This is a genomic window from Mesorhizobium sp. C372A (genome assembly GCF_030323245.1).
Classification (GTDB): Bacteria; Pseudomonadota; Alphaproteobacteria; order Rhizobiales; family Rhizobiaceae; genus Mesorhizobium.
The window spans coordinates 2,285,059-2,305,661 of record NZ_CP100475.1 but is presented as its reverse complement, the minus strand read 5'-3'; the positions used below and the strand labels follow the sequence as shown (position 1 = coordinate 2,305,661).

Here is a 20,603-nt window from a genome sequence, read left to right as displayed (position 1 = left end):
CCGCCCACCCATCCCGCTACTCGACGAGCTGAACGGATTGCGTCGCCGGAATGTTCTTCATCCCGAGGCTGGTGCAGTCCTGCTTGATGGTCGTACTGCCGGACCACTGGATGGTGTCGGCGACGACCTGAGTGCAGCCGCCGTTCCCGGAGAAGTTGCCAAGGTAGTTGACCTGCTGCCTGGGGAAATAGATGGCGCCGGTCAAAAGCGAGGCCGCGGTGCCGTTGAAGGTGCTCTGCGCCGCGGTCCCGGTCCTGTCGCCGTAGAACAGCACGCCGGAATAGGCTCCGGAGGTAGGCGCGCTCAGCGTCACCTTGGCGTTGCCGTTCATGCTGACGGTGTTGCTGCCTGCCATGAAGATGGTTACCCCGCTGCCGGCGACGACCGCGTTGGCGTTGACCTTCATACCGCCCTGCACGACGTAGACGCCGGGCTGCAGGGTGACGTTGCCGCTGAGGCTCATGCCGCTACAGTAGGTGCCAGGCTGGAGTGTTTGCGACGTCTTGTTGCCGTTGACATTCTTGCAAGGGTTGCCTGCTGTCGGCGTCGCCAAGCCGGAGAAAGGATCGGCTGCCGGCAAGGCTCGGGTGATGTTGGACTTGCAGACCGTGGTCGCTGGATTGTTCAGCACCATGCCGCCGACCGTGATCAGGCAGTCGGCCTTGAGCACCGCCGAGCCCTGCGTCTTTATGGCGTCCGAGGCAATCGAGTCCGACATGACCGAACAGCCGGTGAGGTTGACGGTGGTGTTGCCGGAAAAGAGCGCAGCCTGGGAGGCCGAGGGACTGAGCGCCAGCACACAAGCTTTGGAGGCGTCATTGATCAGCGCCACCGCCCTTGCCTGTTCGGCAACGGGCGCCTGGTTGAAAATCGCCGTGAAGTAGCGGTCGATGTTCTGCTTGACGATGACCTCCACTGCCTTCTTCGCGGTGTTCGGGCCGGACAATGGCGGCGTGTTGACCTGGATCGTGCCCGGCGTGGCAAAATTGTTCGAGGTCGCGGACTGCGTGGCGGCGGCGATGATGGTCGGGTTATCGGAACCCGCGACTTTCTCGAGCGCGCCGGCATAGGCCGCGGCATCGGCAACGGCCTGCAGCTTGAGGCTGCTGTAATACCAGAAGGATGTCTCCACACCGAGGCCGGCGCCGCCAACCACGACCGGCAAGGTGAAGGCAACGATGACGGCAACGTTACCGTTCGTGGCGCGCCTTAGGCGGCTCAAAGCAAACCAAATCCGGGTGAACGCGTTGGATGCCATATGTATTAGAAACCACGAATAGATAAACGAATGTCTAAAAACTCCATTCCGATTCGACGTAGTCGAACGGGCTAGCTAGGCGCAAGTTGCAGCGACCGCGCAACATCCTGTCGGAGGTTCCGCCCCAATCGACGAATGCGAAATATGCCGCTATCCCGAACTTTGTTGTCGACCAAGTGACATTTAAATGCCCCCTCTGCGAAGAAGCTATCGAGAAGACAGGGGACACCGCGCTGCCGGTAAGGGGAAAGATCGGCTCACGCCGCCTCAGGAACTTTGTGCAATCCGTCCGGGGCTGGCTCTGAGGGCCACACACGCCCGAAACCAACCACTCCAGCCACAATCAGTCCGTGAGGCGCCCACGAAACAACGTGGTGCCGTCGGTCAGCTGCGACCTGGAGATATCCCGGAACCCAGCCTCGGCCATCCACCCGCGATACTGACCTTCCGTGTACGATTCGCCTGCGCGGTAAAGGTTCAGGAAGGTGAGATTGAGAAAGACACCCTCAGGCGGGCCGAGACGGTCGTCATCGACGACACCCCACCCCGCAATTGCGATCTCGCCTCCTTGGGTGAGGCAACGCGCCGCGTTCAGGATCGAACTGCGCGCCTGGTCCGGCGGCAGGACCTGGACGACGGCCTTCAGGATTGCCAAGTCATGCCGGCCGGTCGATGGCGCGACCGTTATGTCGCCTTCTTCGACAACCACATCGCCGGCACCGTATTCCGACAGGATCGCTGGTGCGACCGCTGCGACCGTCGGGAGTTCCATCAAAGTCGCCGCAATATGCGGCCATCGCTCGCGAAGTCCGACCAGAATGGTCCCGGCGCCGCCGCCGATGTCGATCACCGAACGGACCGCCGAGAGGTCCAGCTCACGGGCCAGATTCCGGCCGAAAATCACCCCTCCCGGTGCGAGCATGCGGCTGAAGGCCGCTGCGGATTCTGGCCCCGCTTCGGAAAAGTCATGCAGCGCGGCCGGCCGGTTTTGCCGCAGCGACTCTGCGGTCAAAAGGTCGGCTCCCCAGAGTTCGCGCAGCAGCACATGATCGCCGCCGCGATAGGTCGGCTTGGACGCGTCGAGAAACTCCGACGATTCGGCTCCGTTGCGAAACTGACCATCCTCGACCTCGAGGAGACCGATGCTGGCGAGCGCGTAGAGGAGCCGCGACAGACGAGCGGGCTCGACTTTGAGCGCTGCCCCAAGGCTGTCGGCAGTCGCAGCATCGCCGCCGAGCCGGGTGAAGATGCCAAGGTCCAGCCCGGCACGAAGCGCCAAGGCAGGGGGCACCCCTGCGATCAGCTTGTCGATCCGATCGGAATCCACCATGTCACATCCCGTTGTGCGATCCAGGATCGACTTTGAAGCAGCTTGGCCAACCTCGTCAAATCAGTTTACCAGCGCTCCCCCGCTCTCCGCGTCGAACAGGTTCAGCTTGGCGGTATCGGGTTCGACGTAAAGCGTATCTCCGGGGCTGGCGCTGATCCTACCAGCGCCCGCGACCGTTGTGCGCCGCCCCGGCATACCTCAAAAATCCGGCTGTGATAATGGCTGGCCGCGCCTTCGAACGCTACGCAGGCAAGGCCAGCAGCGCCAGTCCGGCCAGCGCCGAGCCGGCCAATGTCGGCAGCATGCCGATCCTCAGTTTCAGCATGGCGACCATGGCGGCTGCCGCCAGCAACGCGGCACGCCAGTCCAGCGACGACAGCACCGGCACCTCCGTGCCCAGGCCAACGCGGTGCACCGCGCCGAAGACGACATGCAGTGCGAACCACAGCGCAAGGTTCATCACCACGCCGACGACAGCCGCCGTGATCGCACTCAGCGCCGCCGACAGCGCCTTGTTGCCGCGCAGCGCCTCGATGTAGGGGGCACCCAGAAAGATCCAGAAGAAGCACGGCACGAACGTCACCCAGAGCGTCAGCAATGCGCCGAGCGATCCGGCCACAAGCGGTCCCATCGCACCGGCGTGACGATAGGCGGCGACGAAGCCGACGAACTGCAGCACCAGGATCAATGGTCCCGGCGTCGTCTCGGCCAGACCAAGCCCATCGACCATTTCACCCGGCGCCAGCCAGCCGAACGAGGTCACCGCTGCCTGCGCGACATAGGAGAGCGCAGCGTAGGCGCCGCCGAATGTGACCACCGCCATCAGGCTGAAGAAGCCGCCAAGCTGTGCCCAAACACTGGCAGGGCCGGTCAGCGCCAGGATCAGTACGACCGGCCCGAGCCAGATCGGCAGCCAGATCGCGATGGTGCGCGGCGCGTGCCATTTCGTCGGCTTGGTGTGAGCGAGGTCGCCGCGTTCGAACATGACGTCGACGGCGCCCCTGACATCGGGCAAATTGTCCTTGCCGCGTGCGGCTCCGGAAAAACGCGCCGGTGCCAAGCGGTTGCCGATCCAGCCGGTCAGCCCTGCAACCAGGATGATCAGCGGAAACGGCAGCCTGATGACATAAATGGCAAGGAACGCGGCCACCGCGATCGCCACCATCACCCGGTTCTTGAGCGCCCGTTTGCCGATGCGGAGGACCGCCTCGACGACGACGGCCAGCACCGCCGCCTTGATGCCGAAAAACAGCGCCTCGATGACAGGCGCATCATTGTAAAGCACGTAGAAGATGCTGAGGCCCAGCATGACAAACGCACCGGGCAGCACGAACAGGATGCCGGCGACGAGGCCGCCGGCGGTCCGGTGCAGCAGCCAGCCGATATAGATGGCGAGCTGCTGTGCCTCGGGGCCTGGCAGAAGCATGCAGTAGTTGAGCGCATGCAGGAACCGCTGCTCGCCGATCCAGCGGCGATCCTCGACCAATTCCTTGTGCATCAGCGCGATCTGTCCGGCCGGCCCGCCGAAGGAGAGCAGGCCGATCCTTGCCCACAGTTTCGCGGCTTGGCGGAAGGTCGGGACGACCGGAGCCTCGGTAGCCTGTGCATCGTCGTCCGCGGCGAGGGCGCTCATGGCGCTTTGCCCGCGCTGGGCCAATTGTGGGTTTCGTCAGTGGCATCGCGGCACCATCTGAAGAACGCATCGTAGAGCAGCATGCCGGCATCAAGCTGTTCGAGATCGTCGCGGAACATGCGCGACAGCCCGAGCGATGCAGCGAGGAACCCGGCCGCCTGCGGTACGAGATCGAGGCGCGCCGTATCGGCTGCACGCACGATCAGCGCAAGGCGATCGAGCGCTTCGGACCGCAACCCGAACTCTTCGATCATCGTGTCGAAGGTGCAGCGCTCGCCGCGATGGCTCCAGAACACGTCGTCGATGTCGAAGGCAACCGCCCCAAACCGATCGGCGGCCGCCAGCACTTCAGACGGCTCGACAAACAGGAACACCGCCGAGGGATCGACGAAGCGGCGGATCAGCCAGGGACAGGCGATGCGGTCGACCTTGGGGCGGGCACGCGTCACCCAGACCGTGCGGCCCTTGTCGTCGCGGGGCGGTATCTTGTCGGCCTTGACCAGAAGTCCCTTGGCCGCCTGCCACGCCTCGAAGCCGCCTTCAAGGGATTCGGCAGCAATGCCCTCATGGCGCAGCCATGCGGCAACGCCTTGCGAGAGCTTCAGCCCCTTCTGGCAGATGACGACAGCATGAGCCCCCGTGAACTCGGCCGCCCAGCTCGAAACAGACTTGAAGTCGCGCCGGCACGAGGCCGGAAGCAGCCGCGGATCGGCGTCGTAGTCTTCGTCGATGCGGACATCGACAAGAACAGGCGCGTCGGACAGACCGACAAGGCGGGAAAGCTGCGCTACGGTGATTGCGGTTGTTGACGGCATGGCGTCCACCTCCAGAGTGAGAGTTTGGACGCGATCATTGGGCTGACGCCTCACGGGGTCGTCGCGAAGGAACCCCTTGCCACAATGCTGGATTGATCCTTCGTCTTTGTCAAGGAAAGAGCGGCGCCGGGGGACCGCGCCTACTGCGCCGTCCAGCCGCCATCCATCGGCAAAGTCGTGCCGGTAATCTGCCTGGCCGAGTCCGAGCACAGAAACAGCGTCAGCGCGGCGAGCTCCTCCACGGTGACGAATTGCTTCGTCGGCTGTGCCGCCAGGAGCACGTCGCGCTTGACCTGTTCCTCGGTCATGCCGCGCGCCTTCATCGTGTCGGGGATCTGCCTTTCGACCAGTGACGTCCAGACATAGCCGGGCGCGATGGCGTTGACGGTGATGCCGTCCTGCGCGACTTCCAGCGCTACCGTCTTGGTCAGACCCGCTATGCCGTGCTTGGCCGAGACGTAAGCCGACTTGAACGGCGAGGCGACCAGTGCATGCGCCGACGCGGTGTTGATGATGCGGCCCCATTTGCGCGCCTTCATGCCGGGCACCACGGCCTTGATCGCGTAAAAGGCGGCAAGCAGATTGATGCGGATGATGGCTTCCCACTTGTCGTCGGGAAACTCCTCGATTGGCGCGACATGCTGTATCCCGGCATTGTTGACCAGAATGTCGAGGCTGCCTAAGGCCTGCTCGGCTTCGCGCACCATGGCGGTCACCGCTGCGCCGTCCATCATGTTGGCGCCGGAGTAGCGGCACTGGACGCCGAAATCCTTCTCGATGCCGGCGCGCTCCTGTTCGATCGCCGCGGCTTCGCCAAGGCCGTTGATCGTGACGTTGGAGCCCTCGGCGGCAAGGGCGCGGGCAATGGCCAGGCCAATGCCGCTGGTCGATCCGGTGACGAGCGCATTCTTCGAAGAAAGGGAACCCATGGAGATCTCGCGACTGTTAGGAGGACTACAAAGGCACATAGTTTGTGCGCCGCAACATGACAATGCCATAACCATATGCCGGCGCCATCACAGCCCTAAAACGCGCTTTGCCGGCCTCGCCGAGCGCCGTCTCAAGGCTGACACGTCAAGGCTGGCACGGCAGTGTTATGGTGCGGCGCAACATAGTCGGCCGCGCATTCGCGCAGTCATTCCTGAAGCATCGATCCAACGAATCAGGGGGGCTGTAGCTTGAAATCGCCGATGTCGTGATGCGTGCCTATGCCATGCCGCTCACTAACCGTCCTTTCCGCCCGGCCCGTATCGCTTCTTCGACCGCGACGCCCTAAGCTATCCCGCAATCTCCAGTAGGGCCGATACCAGCAAGTGGCGTTCGTCGGCGGACAGCACGTCGGAATCGAAGAGGTTCATGCTGCGCAGCCCTTCGATGGCCAGAAAGCAGACCAGCAGCGTCTTGAGGTCCGGCGTCTCGCTCTTCAGCCGCTGCAGCAGCTGTGACTTGAAGGCTTTTATCGGCGTCAGGAAATCCGGATCCTCGGCGATCGCCGAGAATATCCACGAAGCCGTCGGCTTCGGCTCCTCACAATCATCCGCCGAGAGCCGGATATAGGTGGCGAGCAGGCTCTCGCCGCTGGCGCCGGCGACACGGCCCGATTCCAGCGCCAGCTCGAACGCGCGCAGGTAATTCTCCACCAGGCCCTGCATCAGTTTGGCCTTGGTCGGAAAGTTATATAACAGGCCGCCTTTCGACACGCCGGCGCGGCTGGCGACGGCGTCAAGCGACAGGCTGCCGGGACCGGTCTCGCGTGCGACATCGGCGGCGGCGGCGAGTATCTTGTCGCGCGAATTTGCCCTTTGGGTCTTCATCGATCCCTTCCCCCGCACCAGCCTAGGCGGAATTGACAAGACCGTCCAGACGGTACAGTAAGTTCGCCGTCATTTGTAATCGGGACCTGGCGTCGATAAGTGTCCCGCTATTCGGCTATTTTGCCGGACACCGGCCGAGGGGACAGTTCGTGAAGCGCTTCATCTCTATCACCGCAATTCTGCTTCTGCTCGCTTTGGTGTGCGTCGGCGTTGTCGGCTTCAACCTGTTCCGCGACAACGCTATCAAACAGTATTTCGCCACCATGAAGCCGCCGGCGACGACCGTATCGACGGTTGTCGTCAAGCCTTCCGACTGGACGCCGGGCGTCGAGGCGATCGGCACGGTACGCGCCGTGCGCGGTGTCGACCTTACCGTCGAGACCAGCGGCATCGTCAAGGACATCCTTTTCCACGCCAACCAGAAGGTGCCTGTCGATTCGGTCCTGCTGCAGCTCGACGATGCCGTCGAACGCGCGGATCTCGTCGCGGCCAAGGCGCAGTCCGTGTCCGACAAGACGGCGCTCGAACGCGCGCTGGAACTGCAGCGGCGCGGCGTCGGAACGGATGCCACGCTCGACACCGCTCAAGCCGCTGCATCGGCCTCCGCCGCGCAGGTCAACAAGCTGCAGGCCGTGCTTGATCAGAAGCAGCTGACGGCGCCGTTCGCCGGCACCGTGGGCATCCCCAAGATCGACCTCGGCCAATATCTCTCGCCCGGCAACGCAGTGGTGACCTTGCAGGATCTGGACACCATGCGGGTCGATTTCTCGGTACCCGAACAGCAGCTGCCGCTGCTCAACATAGGCCAGGCGGTGCGGCTCGGCCTCGGCGGCACCGGCGGCGGCGCCGACATGCCGTTTGCCGGCTCCATTCGCGGCATCGATCCCAAGATCGACGCTTCAAGCCGCCTGGTGTCCGTCCGCGGCGAGGTCGCCAACCCTGACGGCAAGCTGACGCCCGGCCAGTTCGTCCAGGTTCGCGTCGAGCTGCCGCAGGAGAAAAACATTCTGTCCTTGCCGCAGACGGCATTGACGTCGAGCCTCTATGGCGACTTCGTCTTCGTCGTCGTTCCGGCGAAGCCGGCGGAAGGCGCCCCAGCCGCGAAACCCGAGGAAAAGCCTGCTGCAGGGGCCGACGCAGCAAAGCCGGCGGCAGATGCAAAGCCGGCCGGCGCGAAACCGGCTGCCGAAGACGCCGCGGCGAAGCCCGCGGACAAGCCGGCTGTCGACCCCGCGAAGCCCGCGGCAGAACCGGAAAAGCCGGCGCTCGTGCTGTCGCAGGTGTTCGTGAAGCCCGGCCGCCGCAACGACGGCATGGTCGAGATCATCGAGGGCATCAAGGCCGGTGACGAGGTCGTCACCGCCGGTCAGAACCGTCTCTTCAACGGCATGTCCGTCGCTGTCGACAACACCATTGACCCCAGCAAGTCGGCTAACCAGCAGGCTCAGAAATGAACTTTTCCGACATCTTCATTCGCCGGCCGGTCCTCTCCACCGTCCTCGCCTGCATGATCCTGCTCCTGGGTTTCCAGGGCATCTTCAACCTGTCGATCCGGCAGTATCCCAAGGTTGACGAGACGGCGATCACCATCACCACCGCCTATCCCGGCGCCAGCGCCGACCTGATCCAGGGCTTCATCTCCGCCCCGATCGCGCGGGCCGTCGCCTCGACCGAGAACATCGACTACGTCACCTCGTCCAGCCGGCCGTCTTCGAGCACCGTGGTCGTCCAGATGAAGCTCGGCTCCAATCCGGATGTCGCGCTCACCGAGGTCCTGTCGAAAGTGCAGGGCGTACGCGGCACCTTGCCGGATGCATCCAAGGACCCGGTCATCGTCAAGGGCACCGGCCAAGAGTTCGCGATGATGTACATCTCGATGCAGAATCCGAACATGAGCAAGGAGCAGCTCACCGAATATATCGAGCGGGTGGTGCGGCCGCGCATGTCGACGGTCGAAGGTGTCGCCGACGTGCAGATCTTCGGCGCCGAGGAATATTCGATGCGGGTCTGGATCGACCCGGTCAAGCTTGCTGCGCGTGGCGTCACCGCCGCCGAAGTGCTGGCGGCGATCAACAACTCCAACTTCCTGTCGGCGCCCGGCAACACCGAGAACGAATATGTCGTCTCCTCGATCACGGTTCGCTCGACGCTGCAGACGCCTGAGGCCTTTGCCGAGCTTCCGCTGCGCTCGACGGACGGCCAGGTGGTGCGCTTGCGCGACGTGGCGCGAGTCGAGCTTGCCGCCGAGAGCACCGACACGAGGGTGAGCTTCAATGGCAAGCCCGGCACCTTCCTCGCCATCTTCCCGACGCCGGCCGCCAACCCGCTGACAACGGCGGAGGCGATCCACAAGATCGTGCCTTTGATTCAAGAGACGCTGCCGAAAGGCATGACCATCGAAATCGTCTACGATTCCACCGAACAGATCAGCGCCTCGATCGATGAAGTGTTCAAGACCATCGCCGAAGCCGTCGCCATCGTCGTCGTGGTCATCCTGTTGTTCCTCGGCTCATTCCGCTCGGTGATGATGCCGATCGTGACCATCCCGCTGTCGCTGGTCGGAGTCTGCTTCCTTTTGTTTGCGGTCGGCTATTCGATCAACCTTCTGTCGCTGCTGGCCATGGTGCTGGCCATCGGCCTTGTCGTCGACGACGCTATCGTGGTGGTGGAGAACATCCATCGCCACATGGAGGAGGACCACATGTCGCCGATGCAGGCGGCCTTCAACGGCATGCGCGAGATTTTCTCCGCCATCGTGGCCATGACCATCACGCTCGCCGCCGTGTTCGCGCCGCTGGCCTTCACCGGCGGCCTGACCGGCGCGCTGTTCCGCGAGTTCGCGGTGACGCTCGCCGGTTCGGTGGTGCTGTCCGGCGTCATAGCCGTCACCATCACGCCGATGATGGCAGCGCGTCTGCTCAAGACGGGATCGCACAGTCGCTTCCAGCGCGTCGTCGACGGAACCTTCAGCCGTGTCGAGCATGTCTATGAGCGGGCGGTCACCGCCTCCTTGAGAAATCGACCGGTGACGCTGCTGATGGTCGTGGCGCTGGTTGCGCTCACCGGCTTCATGTTCACCAAGACCTCGAGCGAGCTGGCGCCGGAAGAGGACCAGGGCTTCCTGTTGTCGATCGTGACGGCACCGCGCTACGCGACCTCGGACTACACCGAGACCTACGTCAACCAGATCCTCGGCCTGGTGAAGGACATTCCCGAAACCAGGGCGCAATTCTCCGCCGTTGCCTTTGGCGGCGCCACCAACGGCGCCTTTGTCGGCTTCGCCTTCAAGGATTGGGCCGAGCGCCAGCGCAACTCAAAGGAGCTTCAAGCCGATATCCAGGGACGCCTCGGCAAGGTGGCCGGCGTTGAGGCCTTCGTCTTCGCGCCGCCGACGCTGCCGGGCTCCGGCGGCGGCCTGCCGATCTCCATGGTGGTGCGCTCGACCGGTGGTTCCGCCGAGGTCTACGAGGCGGCCGAGCAGATTAAGAACAAGGCGCAGGCCTCCGGCCGCTTCATCGTCGTGCAAAACTCGATGTCCTTTGACGCTCCGCAGGTGACGGTGACCATCGACCGCGACCGCGCGGCGGCTCTCAACCTGCCGATCGCCGACATCGGCCAGACGCTGACGCTGCTGGTCGGCGGCGCCGAAGTGGCTCAGTTCGACCGCGACTCCAACAGCTACGACATCATCCCGCAGGTGCCGAAGGAATTCCGCGACAATCCCGAGAAGCTCGGCGAATATTTCGTGCGTAGCGTGACCGGCGAAATGGTGCCGCTTTCAGCGGTAGTGAAGATTTCGACCAACGCCGCGCCGGCCGCGATCGAGCAGTTCAACCAGCTGAACTCGGCGACGATATCAGCGCTGCCGCTTCCCGGCGTCACCACGGGCGACGGGCTGCAGACCCTGGAGAACCTTGCCAAGGAGAGCCTGCCCGATACCTTCTTCATCGATTATTCCGGCCAGTCCCGGCAGGAGAAGGAGCAGGGCAACACGATCCTTATCGCGTTCGCAGCCGCCGTAATCGTCATCTATCTGGTGCTGGCGGCGCAGTTCGAAAGCTTCCGCGACCCGCTGATCATCATGATGGCGGTGCCACTGTCGATCTTTGGCGCCATCGTGCCGCTCAATCTGGGGCTTGGAACGCTCAATATCTACACGCAGGTCGGCCTGATCACACTGATAGGTCTGATCACCAAGCACGGCATTCTTCTGGTCGAGTTCGCCAACCAGCAGCGCGAGTTGCATGGCATGAGGCGGCGCGATGCGATCGTCGCCTCGGCCAAGGTGCGCTTGCGGCCGATTCTGATGACGACAGCGGCGATGGCGCTCGGCGTCGTGCCGCTGATCGTGTCCAGTGGTGCTGGTGCGGCGGCGCGCTATTCGATGGGCCTCGTGATCTTCACCGGCATCCTGGTCGGAACCATGTTCACCCTGTTCGTGGTGCCGATGTTCTACACCTTCATCGCCAGCAAGGACCTGCCGCACCACGCGGAAAAGCCAGACCCGAAGCTGATGCCGGTGCACGCGGACTGAGCGCGAACGGCGTCAGCGAACAAACGAAAAGAGGCCGGAAAATCCCGGCCTCTTTTTGACTGGATTGATTTACCGCGAAGCCCCGATGGAGCTCCAAGGCGGGAACTTGCGGTGTGGCATGACCTGTCCGGCTGCGCTGCACCATCGCTCCAAACGCAGTCTGCTACTTGACGATGACGATGCTGGTGTTGGTCGGGCCGAAGGTTTCGACCAACTGGTAGAAGTCGGCGGCATTGTCGGGATGCAGCCGCACGCAGCCATGCGACGCCGGCCGTCCCAGCCGCTTGATGGCGTTGGTCGCATGCACGGCGTAGCCGCCGCTGAAGAAGACCGAATGCGGCATCGGCGCGTTGTCGTATTTCTTCGAATGCCACATCTCGTGCATGCGGGTCGGCTTGAACGAGCCGGTCGGCGTGACATGCGCACTGTCGCCGGTCGAGACCTTCCAGGCGAAAGTCGGCCGGCCGTCGACCAGCACTTCCATGGTCTGCTGCGACAGCGAAACACGCGCGACGATCTGGTTTGCCGCGGCATGGGCGGTGCTGTTGGCGGCGCCAAGCAGAAGCGCGGCGCCGGCAGCGGCGGCGGTGACGTTGATGAGTTTGGCGGAAATGGCCTTGTACATGATGGCTCCCCTTTGCCGGCCCGGCCGGCGTCAATTCGATGGCCGCTTATCCCTGCGTCATGTTTCAGACTGATTTCGCTTGACGCTCGTTTGTGTTTCGAATCTGTTTCCTCGGGCTAACAAGCAAGGTGGACAAGGAGCGTGCTCCCGCCGTCGCTGCGCACTCCCGATCACGCACCGCGCCCCCCAAACGAAAGTGCTGATGTCCTTATATGAAAGAAGATCGGCTTCGCTCGAAACCGACTTGCAACAAAGCGCGGCCTGGGCGGCATGATCTGGTTACAGGCTCGCGGCACAGTCATCCCAACGAGAACAGCCGGCGCCAACGAAAATGAGCATCAAATCGACCACCCTGTCCTGGCTCTTCAGGATAAGCATCGCCGCATTTGTCGTCGGCGGCATCGGCACAGTAGCCGGCACCCCGATGACGAAACTGGCGGTGATGAATTCGGGTGAGATTTCGACGCTGCATGCCGCGCTGTTCATAGCCTTGGTCTGGATTGTCTCCAGTCTGCGCATCAACCGTCTCAGGGCCCTCTGGCGGGTCGGCCTCGGGTTGAAGTGGATGCGCGGCCCCTCCGGCAACTTGCTGCCGAGAGGACCGAAGGCCCGCGTCGCAACGGGGGGCTCCGTGGGCGACGCGGGCACTTCGGGTTTATCCTGAAGCACCCGCGGTTCTGATTTTTGGGGACAACCGATGAAGACGAAATCTGCAGCCTCCGTGCTTTCGGTACTGCTCTATGCACAAGGCCTGCTCGGCTTTGCCGGTCTCGCCACGGTTCTCCTGAAGGACCGCGCGCATGCCGCCAGCGAAATCGTAGTCGCCAGCGAATTGCCGTCGGGACCATCGCTTCTGGTGGTGCGCTGACGCCTATGCATGGCGCCCGAGATTGCGCAGCTTTTTTGGGCGAGCCGAGGAACAATCCAGCCTCCCGACCCTCAGTCGGCGCGCTGCGTCGGCGGGTCGAACCGGTAGCCTGCGCCGCGTATAGTTGTGATGGTTTCGGTGTCGAGCTTGCGGCGCAGCCGCACGATGCGCGAATCGATCGAGCGGTCGAAGGCATCGGCATTTTCGGCGGGCGCCGCCGCAATGATGTCGTCGCGCGTCAGCACCTTGCGCGGGCTGGCCAGAAACAGCCTGAGCAGCGCCACCTGGCCCGGCGACAGCTGTTCTTCCGTACCCGAACGGTGCATGACGATGGCCGACCGCAAATCGACGGTGGCATTTTCCAGCACGATCAGTTCCTGGGCGGACCTGCCGCGCCGCGTCAGCAGGCCGCCGATGCGCGCGGCAAGCTCCCTGACATTGAGCGGACTTTCGACGACATCTGCGGCGCCAAGCTCGAGCGCCAGCACCTTGTCGACCAGATCGGCCGGCCGGCAGATCAGGATGAAATCCGGCCCCGCCTTCCCGTCCGCGCTCTGGCCGCCGCCATAACGCCTGAGCAGGTCCCGCCCTTCCGCCTGGCTGAGGCTGTCGCCGACGATGACGATATCGATGCCTCCGGCCGAAAGCAGGGATTCAGCTTCCCAGGGCTGCCGCGCCTCGCGCACGTCATGGCCGCGCCGGTCGAGATGATCGGCAAGATCGCCGGCCACCACATCGGCGACGGAAACCAGCGCGATGACGGATCGTGCAGCCATGTTTTTCTTCCCGTTCCCCCGCAACCGGATATGAGTGCTGGACATCATGTTTATACCCAATCTACTTTCCGCTGAAAGCGGGAGCGAGGCCATAGTGCGGGCACGGATTGTCATCGTCGAGGACGAGCCCGATCTCCGGGACGCGGTCGCCGAGTATCTCGGCGCCAACGGCTACGATGTGACCCAGGCCGGAAGCGCGGCCGAGGCGCGCGCCTTGCTGGAGACGGAACCGTTTCATTTGGCCATTCTCGACATCGCCATGCCGGGCGAGGACGGACTGTCGCTCGGCCGCTGGCTGCGCTCGAAAATACCGGTCGGCATCATCTATGCCACGGCTGCCGGCACCGCACTCGACCGCATTGTCGGGCTGGAGCTTGGCGCCGACGACTACATCGTCAAGCCCTACGAGTTGCGTGAGGTGCTGGCTCGTGTGCGCAGCGTGCTGCGCCGCGTTCCGCAGCCGAGCCCGCCCCAGGCGGCGAAGACACAAGCCGATGGCGGCCGCCGCCTGACCTTCGGCCCGTTCCAGGCCGACCTCGACGGCAGGCTTGTCACCGGCGCCAACGGCGCCGTCATCGACATGGCCAAGAGCGAGTTCGATGTGCTGGAGGTTTTCCTGACCCGCGCCAACCGGCTGTTGACGCGATCGGCGATCTCCGAGGCGATTGGTTTTGTTGAGGATCCTGAATCGTCGCGCGCCGTCGACATTCGCATCATGCGGCTGCGCAAGAAGATCGAAACCGATCCGGCCAATCCGAAATTTTTGCGCACAGTGCGCGGCGAAGGCTATATCTTCTCGCTGCCGACCGGTGACGGGCACTAGAGCAATTACAGGAAAAGTGTACGCGGTTTTTCCGCCCGGAATTGCGTAAAAACAAAGAGATAGAGCGCTTCTCCGTTTCCGTGAAACGGTGAAACGCTCTAGCAATTCCAGGAACAGTGCGTAGCGATTTTCCGTTCGGGATTGCATTGAAACATGGAGCGTTTCACCTTTTTCGTGAAATGCTCCATAGCTGCCTAATCCGACGGCCCTTTACTGATGGCTGACATGACCGCTGAACCAGCACCACGCATGGACCCGCAAGGCGCTCGCCAGAGCGCCGCGATGACGGCTGTGCGAGTCGTCCGCCGGTTGCGCGATGCCGGCGACTGGCAGCGCGAGATGGAAACCATCCTCGAAACGCTCTGCAGCGCCATGAATTGCCAGCGCGGCATCCTGTTCAGGCTGCGCGAATTGCCCGGCCAGGGCTTCGCCCAATCGGTCGCCGCCTACTGGATCGATCCTCGCTTCGGCGGCGAACTGGCTTCGCCGACGGTGATCATGCAGTCGATCGTCGATACCGATCCGCTGCTGGAGCGGATTGGAGAGGACGAGCGGCAAGGCAAGATCTTCGCCGGCCATACGCGCGATCTCGACGGGTTCCTCAGGGCCGATTTCGAAAAGCAGCACATCAAGTCGTTCCTGTCGGTATCGGTGTTCGCGCACGGTCATCTGTGGGGCACGTTCGCGGTCAATGACTGCCTAAACGAGCGCGAATGGACCGAAGAGGAAGAGGCGACGATGCACATCATCGCGCTCGCCATCGGCGACGCCATCGAGCACTCGCCGTCCGACGCCCATGCCAGCGAAGTCATCCGCCGCACCATGCTGCAGGCGTCGCTCGACGCCATCATCGTCATCGACGAGACCGGCTCGATCATCGAATTCAATCCGGCCGCCGAAAAGATGTTCGGCTATCAGCGCAGCGACATCCTCGGCAAGGACCTGCTCGATACCGTGGTGCCGGAATATTACCGCAAGGGCTATGTCTCGGGCGCCGAATACATGTCTGGCCGCGGCGCGCCGATGGTTGGCCAGCGGCTTGAGACCGTGACACAGAATGCGGCCGGCGAGGTGTTTCCCATCGAATTGACGGCGACCGAGATGCGGGTGGCCGACCGTCAGCTCATCTTCGGTTCGATCCGCGACCTGCGCGATAAGCTGCGCGCCGAAGAAGAGATCAACCGCCAGCGCGAAAAACTGCACCAGAACGAGAAGATGGCGGCAATGGGTTCGTTGCTGGCCGGTGTTTCGCACGAGCTCAACAACCCGCTCGCCGTGGTCGTTGCTCAGTCGACGCTGCTGCATGAATTCGCCACCGACCCGCAGACCAAGGTTCGCGCCGAGAAAGTGCGCGCCGCTGCCGAGCGCTGCGGCCGCATCGTCAAAAGCTTCCTGTCGATGGTGCGCCTGCATCCGGCGGCGCAGGCCGAGACCGATCTCAACCAGGTGATCCGCGCCGCACTCGAAGTGACCGCCTATGGCGCACGCTCGAGCGGCATCATCATCGACACCGATTTCGCGCCCGGCCCGCTGCTGGCGATGGCCGATGCCGACCACGTCACGCAGGTGGCCGCCAATTTCCTGATCAACAGCCAACACGCTCTGGCCGGTATCGGCGGCGACCGCCTGATCAAGGTGCGGACATTCCGCAGCGATCGCGGCAACCCCGGGTTTTCGGTCGAGGACAACGGACCGGGCATTCCCGAGGCGATCCGCAGCCGCATCTTCGAATCCTATTTCACCACCAAGCCGGTCGGCGTCGGCACCGGCATCGGCCTGTCGATCTCGAAATCGATCGTCGAGCGCCACAACGGCAATATCTGGTTCGAGGAGGTGCCGCCGCGCGGCGCGCGCTTCGTCGTCCAGCTGCCGGTAATCACCGGCGGCGCGGCAGCAGCCGGCGACAGCCCGGCTCGTTCCAGCGGCTTGCGCCATGCGCTGATCATCGACGACGAACCCGACGTCGCCGGCTCCCTCTCCGACATCCTGGAACTGATGGGTATCAAGTCGCGGGTTGTGCCGGCCTGGACGTCGGCGGCGGCGACCTTGACCGGCCACATGCCGCCAGACATCGTCTTTTCCGACTTGCGCATGCCCGGCACCAGCGGCATTGCCATCTACCGCGAATTGCTCGCCGACAACCTGGCGCTCGCCAAACGCTTCGTGCTGGTCACCGGCGACCTGATCGGCGCCAAGGCCGAGATCGAAGCCTTGCCGGCGCCGCAGCGCCCGCAAATCCTGGAAAAGCCGTTCTCGACGCTGGACGTCCGCGGCGTACTCTCGGCAATAGCCGACCAGGTCGCCGCCGCCGGCTAAGTTTTCCGAAGCACCCACGTAGGGGTCTATCGAGATTCGGGTCAGGCGGAGTCGAGAATGGTGGTTCCCGAGAACCGGAGCGGAGCGTACTTGAAGTACGCGAGCACCGGAAGCGCAGGGAACCTCCATGCGCAGGCCGGCCTCACCCGAATGTCGATAGGCCCTAAAAAAGAGGCTCCCGACCGAGGGAAGCGGCGGGAGCCAAGAACGAGCGCGGGAGGAAGCGCTCGGGAGGTTCAGAAAACGTTGGGTGTCGTGGTCAGCGGCGCTGCGTTGGCGATCATGCGGACGGCACGCGCCTTGTGCACGCCGGACTGGGCGGCGATGACGCGCAGGCACTCCGCGCTCTCGGCGCCCCAGGCTTGGCCCTGGCAGGCAAAATCGATTTCCGGCTCCGGCAGCCGGGCGGTCTTGATGGTGGTCGGCGCGCCCTGGACGACATTGGCCGGCGGGTTGAGCGAAGCGAAGGCCGGACCGGAAGCCGGTGTCAGGAACATGACGGCCAGAGCGCAGGCGCCCAGCATGGAGAACATCGCAACCGGATGGTCGCTGGCGCGCTGACGCAGTGCCGGTTTGGCGCGTCGTTCGTTGCTAGTGATCTCGACTTTCGTATGCATTGCTGCTCCCCTTCGTTTTCTTATGAAACGAACCTAAGCGCGCCTGGTAACGGGCGAATGATGCGCTTGGCTTGCCCGCGTAACAGGTTTGAAACAAGAAATTCGGGCATATCCGGACAGATCCGGTCATGTGCCGACGGCAAGATGCGTTTGCGAAGCTGTTTCATGCGGGCAATCAAATGTTGACGACAGGCGGGCCGCGAACGCACCAAGCCCGCTTCCTGTCGGCCGCACTATGAACAAGCTCACACTGCGGATCGAATTTGCGGACGCCAGGTATTTTCGTCTCGGAGCGGGCCGTGTTTGCAAGCTCGGCACGGCCAAATCCGCATGCCGGACAACTATTTCACGCCCCCCGGTTAACGCCCGGATATTCCGGGATTTTCTGGCTTTCAGCTGGTCCTGTTGTGCCGACTTGAAAAGTTGAGATTTCTACAAACCATTGCATTTCAATGTAAAATATGGTTTTATTGAATGAGTATTCAATAAAAGAAGAGCTTTTTTATGAACCCGCATCTCCGTGACGTGGCGATCCCCAATGATTGGGACCGGCGGGGTCTGCCGGGCTGGAGTTATCACTCCGACGCGCTTCTCGAACTTGAGAAGGAATACGTCTTCCGCAACCATTGGCAGATCGCCGGCCATGTCTGCGACGTGCCGAATGCCGGCGACTATCTGACTATGGACGTGGTCGGCGAGCGGGCGCTCATCGTGCGCGGCAAGGACGGCGTCGTGCGCGCCTTCAACAACATGTGCCGGCATCGCGGCAGCCGCGTCGTCGCCGACAGCCAGGGCACCTGCAAGAACGCGCTGGTCTGCCCGTTCCATGGCTGGGTCTACAATCTCGACGGCACGCTGCGCGGCGCCGCCCGGCCGCGCTCCTTCCCCGAGCTCGACAAGACCGAATTCGGCCTGATGCCGCTCGACCTTGAGATATGGATGGGCTTCATCTTTGTCCGCTTTCGCAAGGGCGGCCCGCAGCCTTCGGTGGCCGAACTGTTGAAGCCGATCGAGGCCGAGATGGCACACTACAACGTGGCCGAGATGGTGCCGTCCTGGGGCATCTGGACACAGAAGACGCCGGTCAACTGGAAGTCGGTGCGCGACGTCGACAATGAAGGCTACCACGTCGCCATGGCGCATCCGGCGCTGCAGGATCTCTACGGCTCGACCTATTTCGACGAGCCGTTCATCAACGGCGTGTCGCGCTCCTTCGCCACCTACAGTCCGCATGCCGGCCGGCGCTGGAGCGTGCGCGAATACATCAAGCTCACGCCCGATGCCTCACACCTGCCGGAGCATCTGCGCAGGGCCTGGATCTATTACGGCATCTTCCCCAACAACGCGCTGTCGATCATGCCGGAATCGGTGCAGTTCTATCAGGAGTTCCCGCTGTCGACCGGCGAGACGCTGCTGCGCGGCGCCATCTACCGCTACCCCGACGAGACCCGGGAACAGGCGGCCGCCCGCTATCTCGCCTACCGCATCGACCGGGACACCATGAACGAGGACGTGCAGCTTTCCGTGTGGTCGAACGAGTCCATGATCTCGGAGGCCTTCGAGGGTTTTTATCTCTCCGACCTCGAATACGGTGTGCGCACCCACCACGACCATCTGCGCAAGCAGATCCCGGTGCTGGGCCTGGAGACGGCGCCGGAGGAGAAGGACATGTGGAACCTCAATGAGGCTATGCGCTCGCAGGTGTAGGGGCTGAACTGCCAGTCACCCCTGCCACACGCCCTCTTTGCGCAGATCATCCATGGTCCGCGAAATGCCTTCGCGCAGGATCGCCACCATGTCGTCGATCTGCTCTCGCGTGATGATCAGCGGCGGCGACATCACGCACATGTTGATCAGCGGCCGGACCAGGAGGCCGAGTTCGTGGCAATGCGCGTCGATGCGCTTGCCGACATCCTTGTCGAGCTGCAGCGGATCCTTGCTTTCGCGGTCGGCTACGCACTCGACGCAGCCCATCAGGCCCATGCCGCGGACTTCGCCAACCAGCGGCAGTTCCTCCAGCGTCTTCAACTGCGCCTGGAAATAGGGCGCGACATCGCGCGTGTGGGCCAGCACGCTGTCTTCCAGGATATCGAGGTTCTTCAGCGCCACCGCGCAGCCGATGGGATGACTGGTATAGGTCAGGCCATGGCCGAACATCGCATCGGGATGGTTGGAACGGCGCATTTCCTGAAGCAGCCGCTCCGAGATGATGACGCCGCCAAGCGGGAAATAGCCTGATGTAACGCCCTTGGCGAAGGTGATCATGTCGGGGTTGATGCCGAAGCCATCGCCGGAGGCAAAGACATGGCCGAGCCGCCCGAAGCCGGTCACCACCTCATCGGAGATATAGAGGATATCGTTGTCCCTGCAGATTTCGCGAATGCGCTTGAGATAGCCATCCGGCGGCACGACGACGCCGCCGGATGCCTGCACCGGTTCGCCGACGAAAGCACCGATCTTCTCTGCGCCGACGCGGGCGACCGCATCGCGAAACTGATCGACCAGGAAATCGCAGAAGGCGGCGACGTCAATGCCTTTCGGCCGCCGGAACGGGTCTGGCGAGGACAGTTTGACGACCAGATCGTCGGCGCCGTCCATCCAGTCGCGGTCGCGCGGCCGCCCGTTGAGCGAGGCCGACAGATAGGTCGAGCCGTGATAGGCGCCGCCGCGGCTGAGGATCAGCTTCTTTTCCGGCCGCCCGCGCACATTGTTGTAGAACTGCATGAAGCGCAGCGCCGTCTCGACAGCCGAAGATCCGCCGGTGGTGAAGAAGGTATGGCTGAGATCGCCCGGCGCATGATCGGCGAGGCGCTTGGCGAGCTCGGCCGACGGCGCATTCATCGTATACCAGGGCGTGTTGTAGGACAGCATCATCGCCTGGTCGTACATCACCCTGGCCAGCTCCTCGCGGCGGTGGCCGACATTGATGCACCACATGCCGGCCGGCCCGTCGATCAGTCGCTTGCCTGTTACATCGGTGATGTAGATGCCATCGCCCTCGCCGATCAGCGCACGCGCTTCATTGCCGACCGAGCCGGCATAAGGCCAGGGCTGGATGAGATGGCGCTTGGCCAGCTCGACCGCATCGCCACCGTCAGCCATTTCCATCGCTCTTAGGTCTCTTGCAGCCGCCATCATTGCCTCGCATCGTCTGAGCGTAATTTCACCGGACAGAAAGCGAAGCGCCAAGGGCA

At 63.2% G+C, this 20,603-nt stretch carries 17 protein-coding genes; 7 read left to right on the top strand and 10 right to left on the bottom strand.

The features are described from left to right. Positions 1-16: 16 nt before the first annotated feature. The 6 genes from NLY42_RS10915 to NLY42_RS10890 form a co-directional block, all read right to left on the bottom strand. The gene (locus NLY42_RS10915; protein WP_348528091.1) at positions 17-1,222 is read right to left on the bottom strand and encodes a pilus assembly protein TadG-related protein; all 1,206 of its coding nucleotides are present in this window, start codon (positions 1,220-1,222) and stop codon (positions 17-19) included. Between the two features lie 379 nt (positions 1,223-1,601). Beyond that, positions 1,602-2,537 carry a methyltransferase gene (locus NLY42_RS10910; RefSeq protein ID WP_245271314.1) on the bottom strand — a complete coding sequence of 312 codons (936 nt, stop codon included), beginning with the start codon at positions 2,535-2,537 and terminating at the stop codon, positions 1,602-1,604. A gap of 292 nt (positions 2,538-2,829) precedes the next feature. Further along, positions 2,830-4,221 carry a chromate efflux transporter gene (gene chrA, locus NLY42_RS10905; protein WP_023754169.1) on the bottom strand — a complete coding sequence of 464 codons (1,392 nt, stop codon included), beginning with the start codon at positions 4,219-4,221 and terminating at the stop codon, positions 2,830-2,832. Next, complete coding sequence (locus NLY42_RS10900; protein WP_023670055.1) at positions 4,218-5,036, bottom strand: chromate resistance protein ChrB domain-containing protein; 819 nt, start codon at positions 5,034-5,036, stop codon at positions 4,218-4,220. The genes chrA and NLY42_RS10900 overlap by 4 nt, the downstream gene beginning before the upstream one ends. Before the next feature lie 140 nt (positions 5,037-5,176). Continuing rightward, complete coding sequence (locus NLY42_RS10895; RefSeq protein ID WP_023670056.1) at positions 5,177-5,965, bottom strand: 3-hydroxybutyrate dehydrogenase; 789 nt, start codon at positions 5,963-5,965, stop codon at positions 5,177-5,179. A 348-nt stretch (positions 5,966-6,313) separates the two neighbouring features. Further along, complete coding sequence (locus NLY42_RS10890) at positions 6,314-6,850, bottom strand: TetR/AcrR family transcriptional regulator (RefSeq protein ID WP_023670057.1); 537 nt, start codon at positions 6,848-6,850, stop codon at positions 6,314-6,316. Between the two features lie 149 nt (positions 6,851-6,999). Here NLY42_RS10890 and NLY42_RS10885 point away from each other — a divergent pair, with 149 nt between their 5' ends. Both NLY42_RS10885 and NLY42_RS10880 read left to right on the top strand, forming a co-directional pair. Beyond that, positions 7,000-8,304 (top strand): efflux RND transporter periplasmic adaptor subunit, encoded by a 1,305-nt coding sequence (locus NLY42_RS10885; RefSeq protein WP_023754168.1) that lies wholly within the window; start codon positions 7,000-7,002, stop codon positions 8,302-8,304. After that, positions 8,301-11,384: an efflux RND transporter permease subunit gene (locus NLY42_RS10880; RefSeq protein ID WP_023754167.1), complete on the top strand. Its 3,084-nt coding sequence runs from the start codon at positions 8,301-8,303 to the stop codon at positions 11,382-11,384. Before NLY42_RS10885 ends, NLY42_RS10880 begins: the two co-directional genes overlap by 4 nt. A gap of 163 nt (positions 11,385-11,547) precedes the next feature. Here NLY42_RS10880 and NLY42_RS10875 read toward each other — a convergent pair whose 3' ends face one another. After that, positions 11,548-12,009: a L,D-transpeptidase gene (locus NLY42_RS10875; protein WP_023754166.1), complete on the bottom strand. Its 462-nt coding sequence runs from the start codon at positions 12,007-12,009 to the stop codon at positions 11,548-11,550. Between the two features lie 331 nt (positions 12,010-12,340). Between NLY42_RS10875 and NLY42_RS10870 the strand changes: the two genes are divergently transcribed. Together NLY42_RS10870 and NLY42_RS10865 are read left to right on the top strand one after the other, a co-directional pair. Beyond that, entirely contained in the window at positions 12,341-12,673 is a 333-nt protein-coding gene (locus NLY42_RS10870) for a hypothetical protein (RefSeq protein ID WP_023670061.1), read from the top strand. Positions 12,674-12,706: 33 nt separating this feature from the next. Further along, positions 12,707-12,877: a hypothetical protein gene (locus tag NLY42_RS10865; RefSeq protein WP_023670062.1), complete on the top strand. Its 171-nt coding sequence runs from the start codon at positions 12,707-12,709 to the stop codon at positions 12,875-12,877. 71 nt (positions 12,878-12,948) lie between these two features. Here the strand turns inward: NLY42_RS10865 and NLY42_RS10860 are convergent, their stop codons facing one another. Next, positions 12,949-13,653, bottom strand: coding sequence for a response regulator transcription factor (locus tag NLY42_RS10860; RefSeq protein WP_023670063.1), 705 nt, complete (start codon positions 13,651-13,653; stop codon positions 12,949-12,951). Positions 13,654-13,747: 94 nt separating this feature from the next. Here NLY42_RS10860 and NLY42_RS10855 point away from each other — a divergent pair, with 94 nt between their 5' ends. Both NLY42_RS10855 and NLY42_RS10850 read left to right on the top strand, forming a co-directional pair. Then, positions 13,748-14,476 (top strand): response regulator transcription factor, encoded by a 729-nt coding sequence (locus NLY42_RS10855; RefSeq protein ID WP_023701369.1) that lies wholly within the window; start codon positions 13,748-13,750, stop codon positions 14,474-14,476. Positions 14,477-14,701: 225 nt separating this feature from the next. Beyond that, on the top strand, positions 14,702-16,792 hold the full coding sequence (locus NLY42_RS10850) for a hybrid sensor histidine kinase/response regulator (RefSeq protein ID WP_023754165.1): 2,091 nt from the start codon (positions 14,702-14,704) through the stop codon (positions 16,790-16,792). A gap of 236 nt (positions 16,793-17,028) precedes the next feature. Here the strand turns inward: NLY42_RS10850 and NLY42_RS10845 are convergent, their stop codons facing one another. Continuing rightward, on the bottom strand, positions 17,029-17,409 hold the full coding sequence (locus tag NLY42_RS10845; protein ID WP_023751676.1) for a hypothetical protein: 381 nt from the start codon (positions 17,407-17,409) through the stop codon (positions 17,029-17,031). A gap of 504 nt (positions 17,410-17,913) precedes the next feature. On the opposite strand from NLY42_RS10845, the gene NLY42_RS10840 reads away from it, so the two are divergent. Next, on the top strand, positions 17,914-19,116 hold the full coding sequence (locus tag NLY42_RS10840; RefSeq protein WP_023751675.1) for an aromatic ring-hydroxylating oxygenase subunit alpha: 1,203 nt from the start codon (positions 17,914-17,916) through the stop codon (positions 19,114-19,116). A gap of 15 nt (positions 19,117-19,131) precedes the next feature. Here the strand turns inward: NLY42_RS10840 and NLY42_RS10835 are convergent, their stop codons facing one another. Then, positions 19,132-20,544 carry an aminotransferase gene (locus tag NLY42_RS10835; protein WP_023754164.1) on the bottom strand — a complete coding sequence of 471 codons (1,413 nt, stop codon included), beginning with the start codon at positions 20,542-20,544 and terminating at the stop codon, positions 19,132-19,134. Positions 20,545-20,603 lie beyond the last annotated feature (59 nt).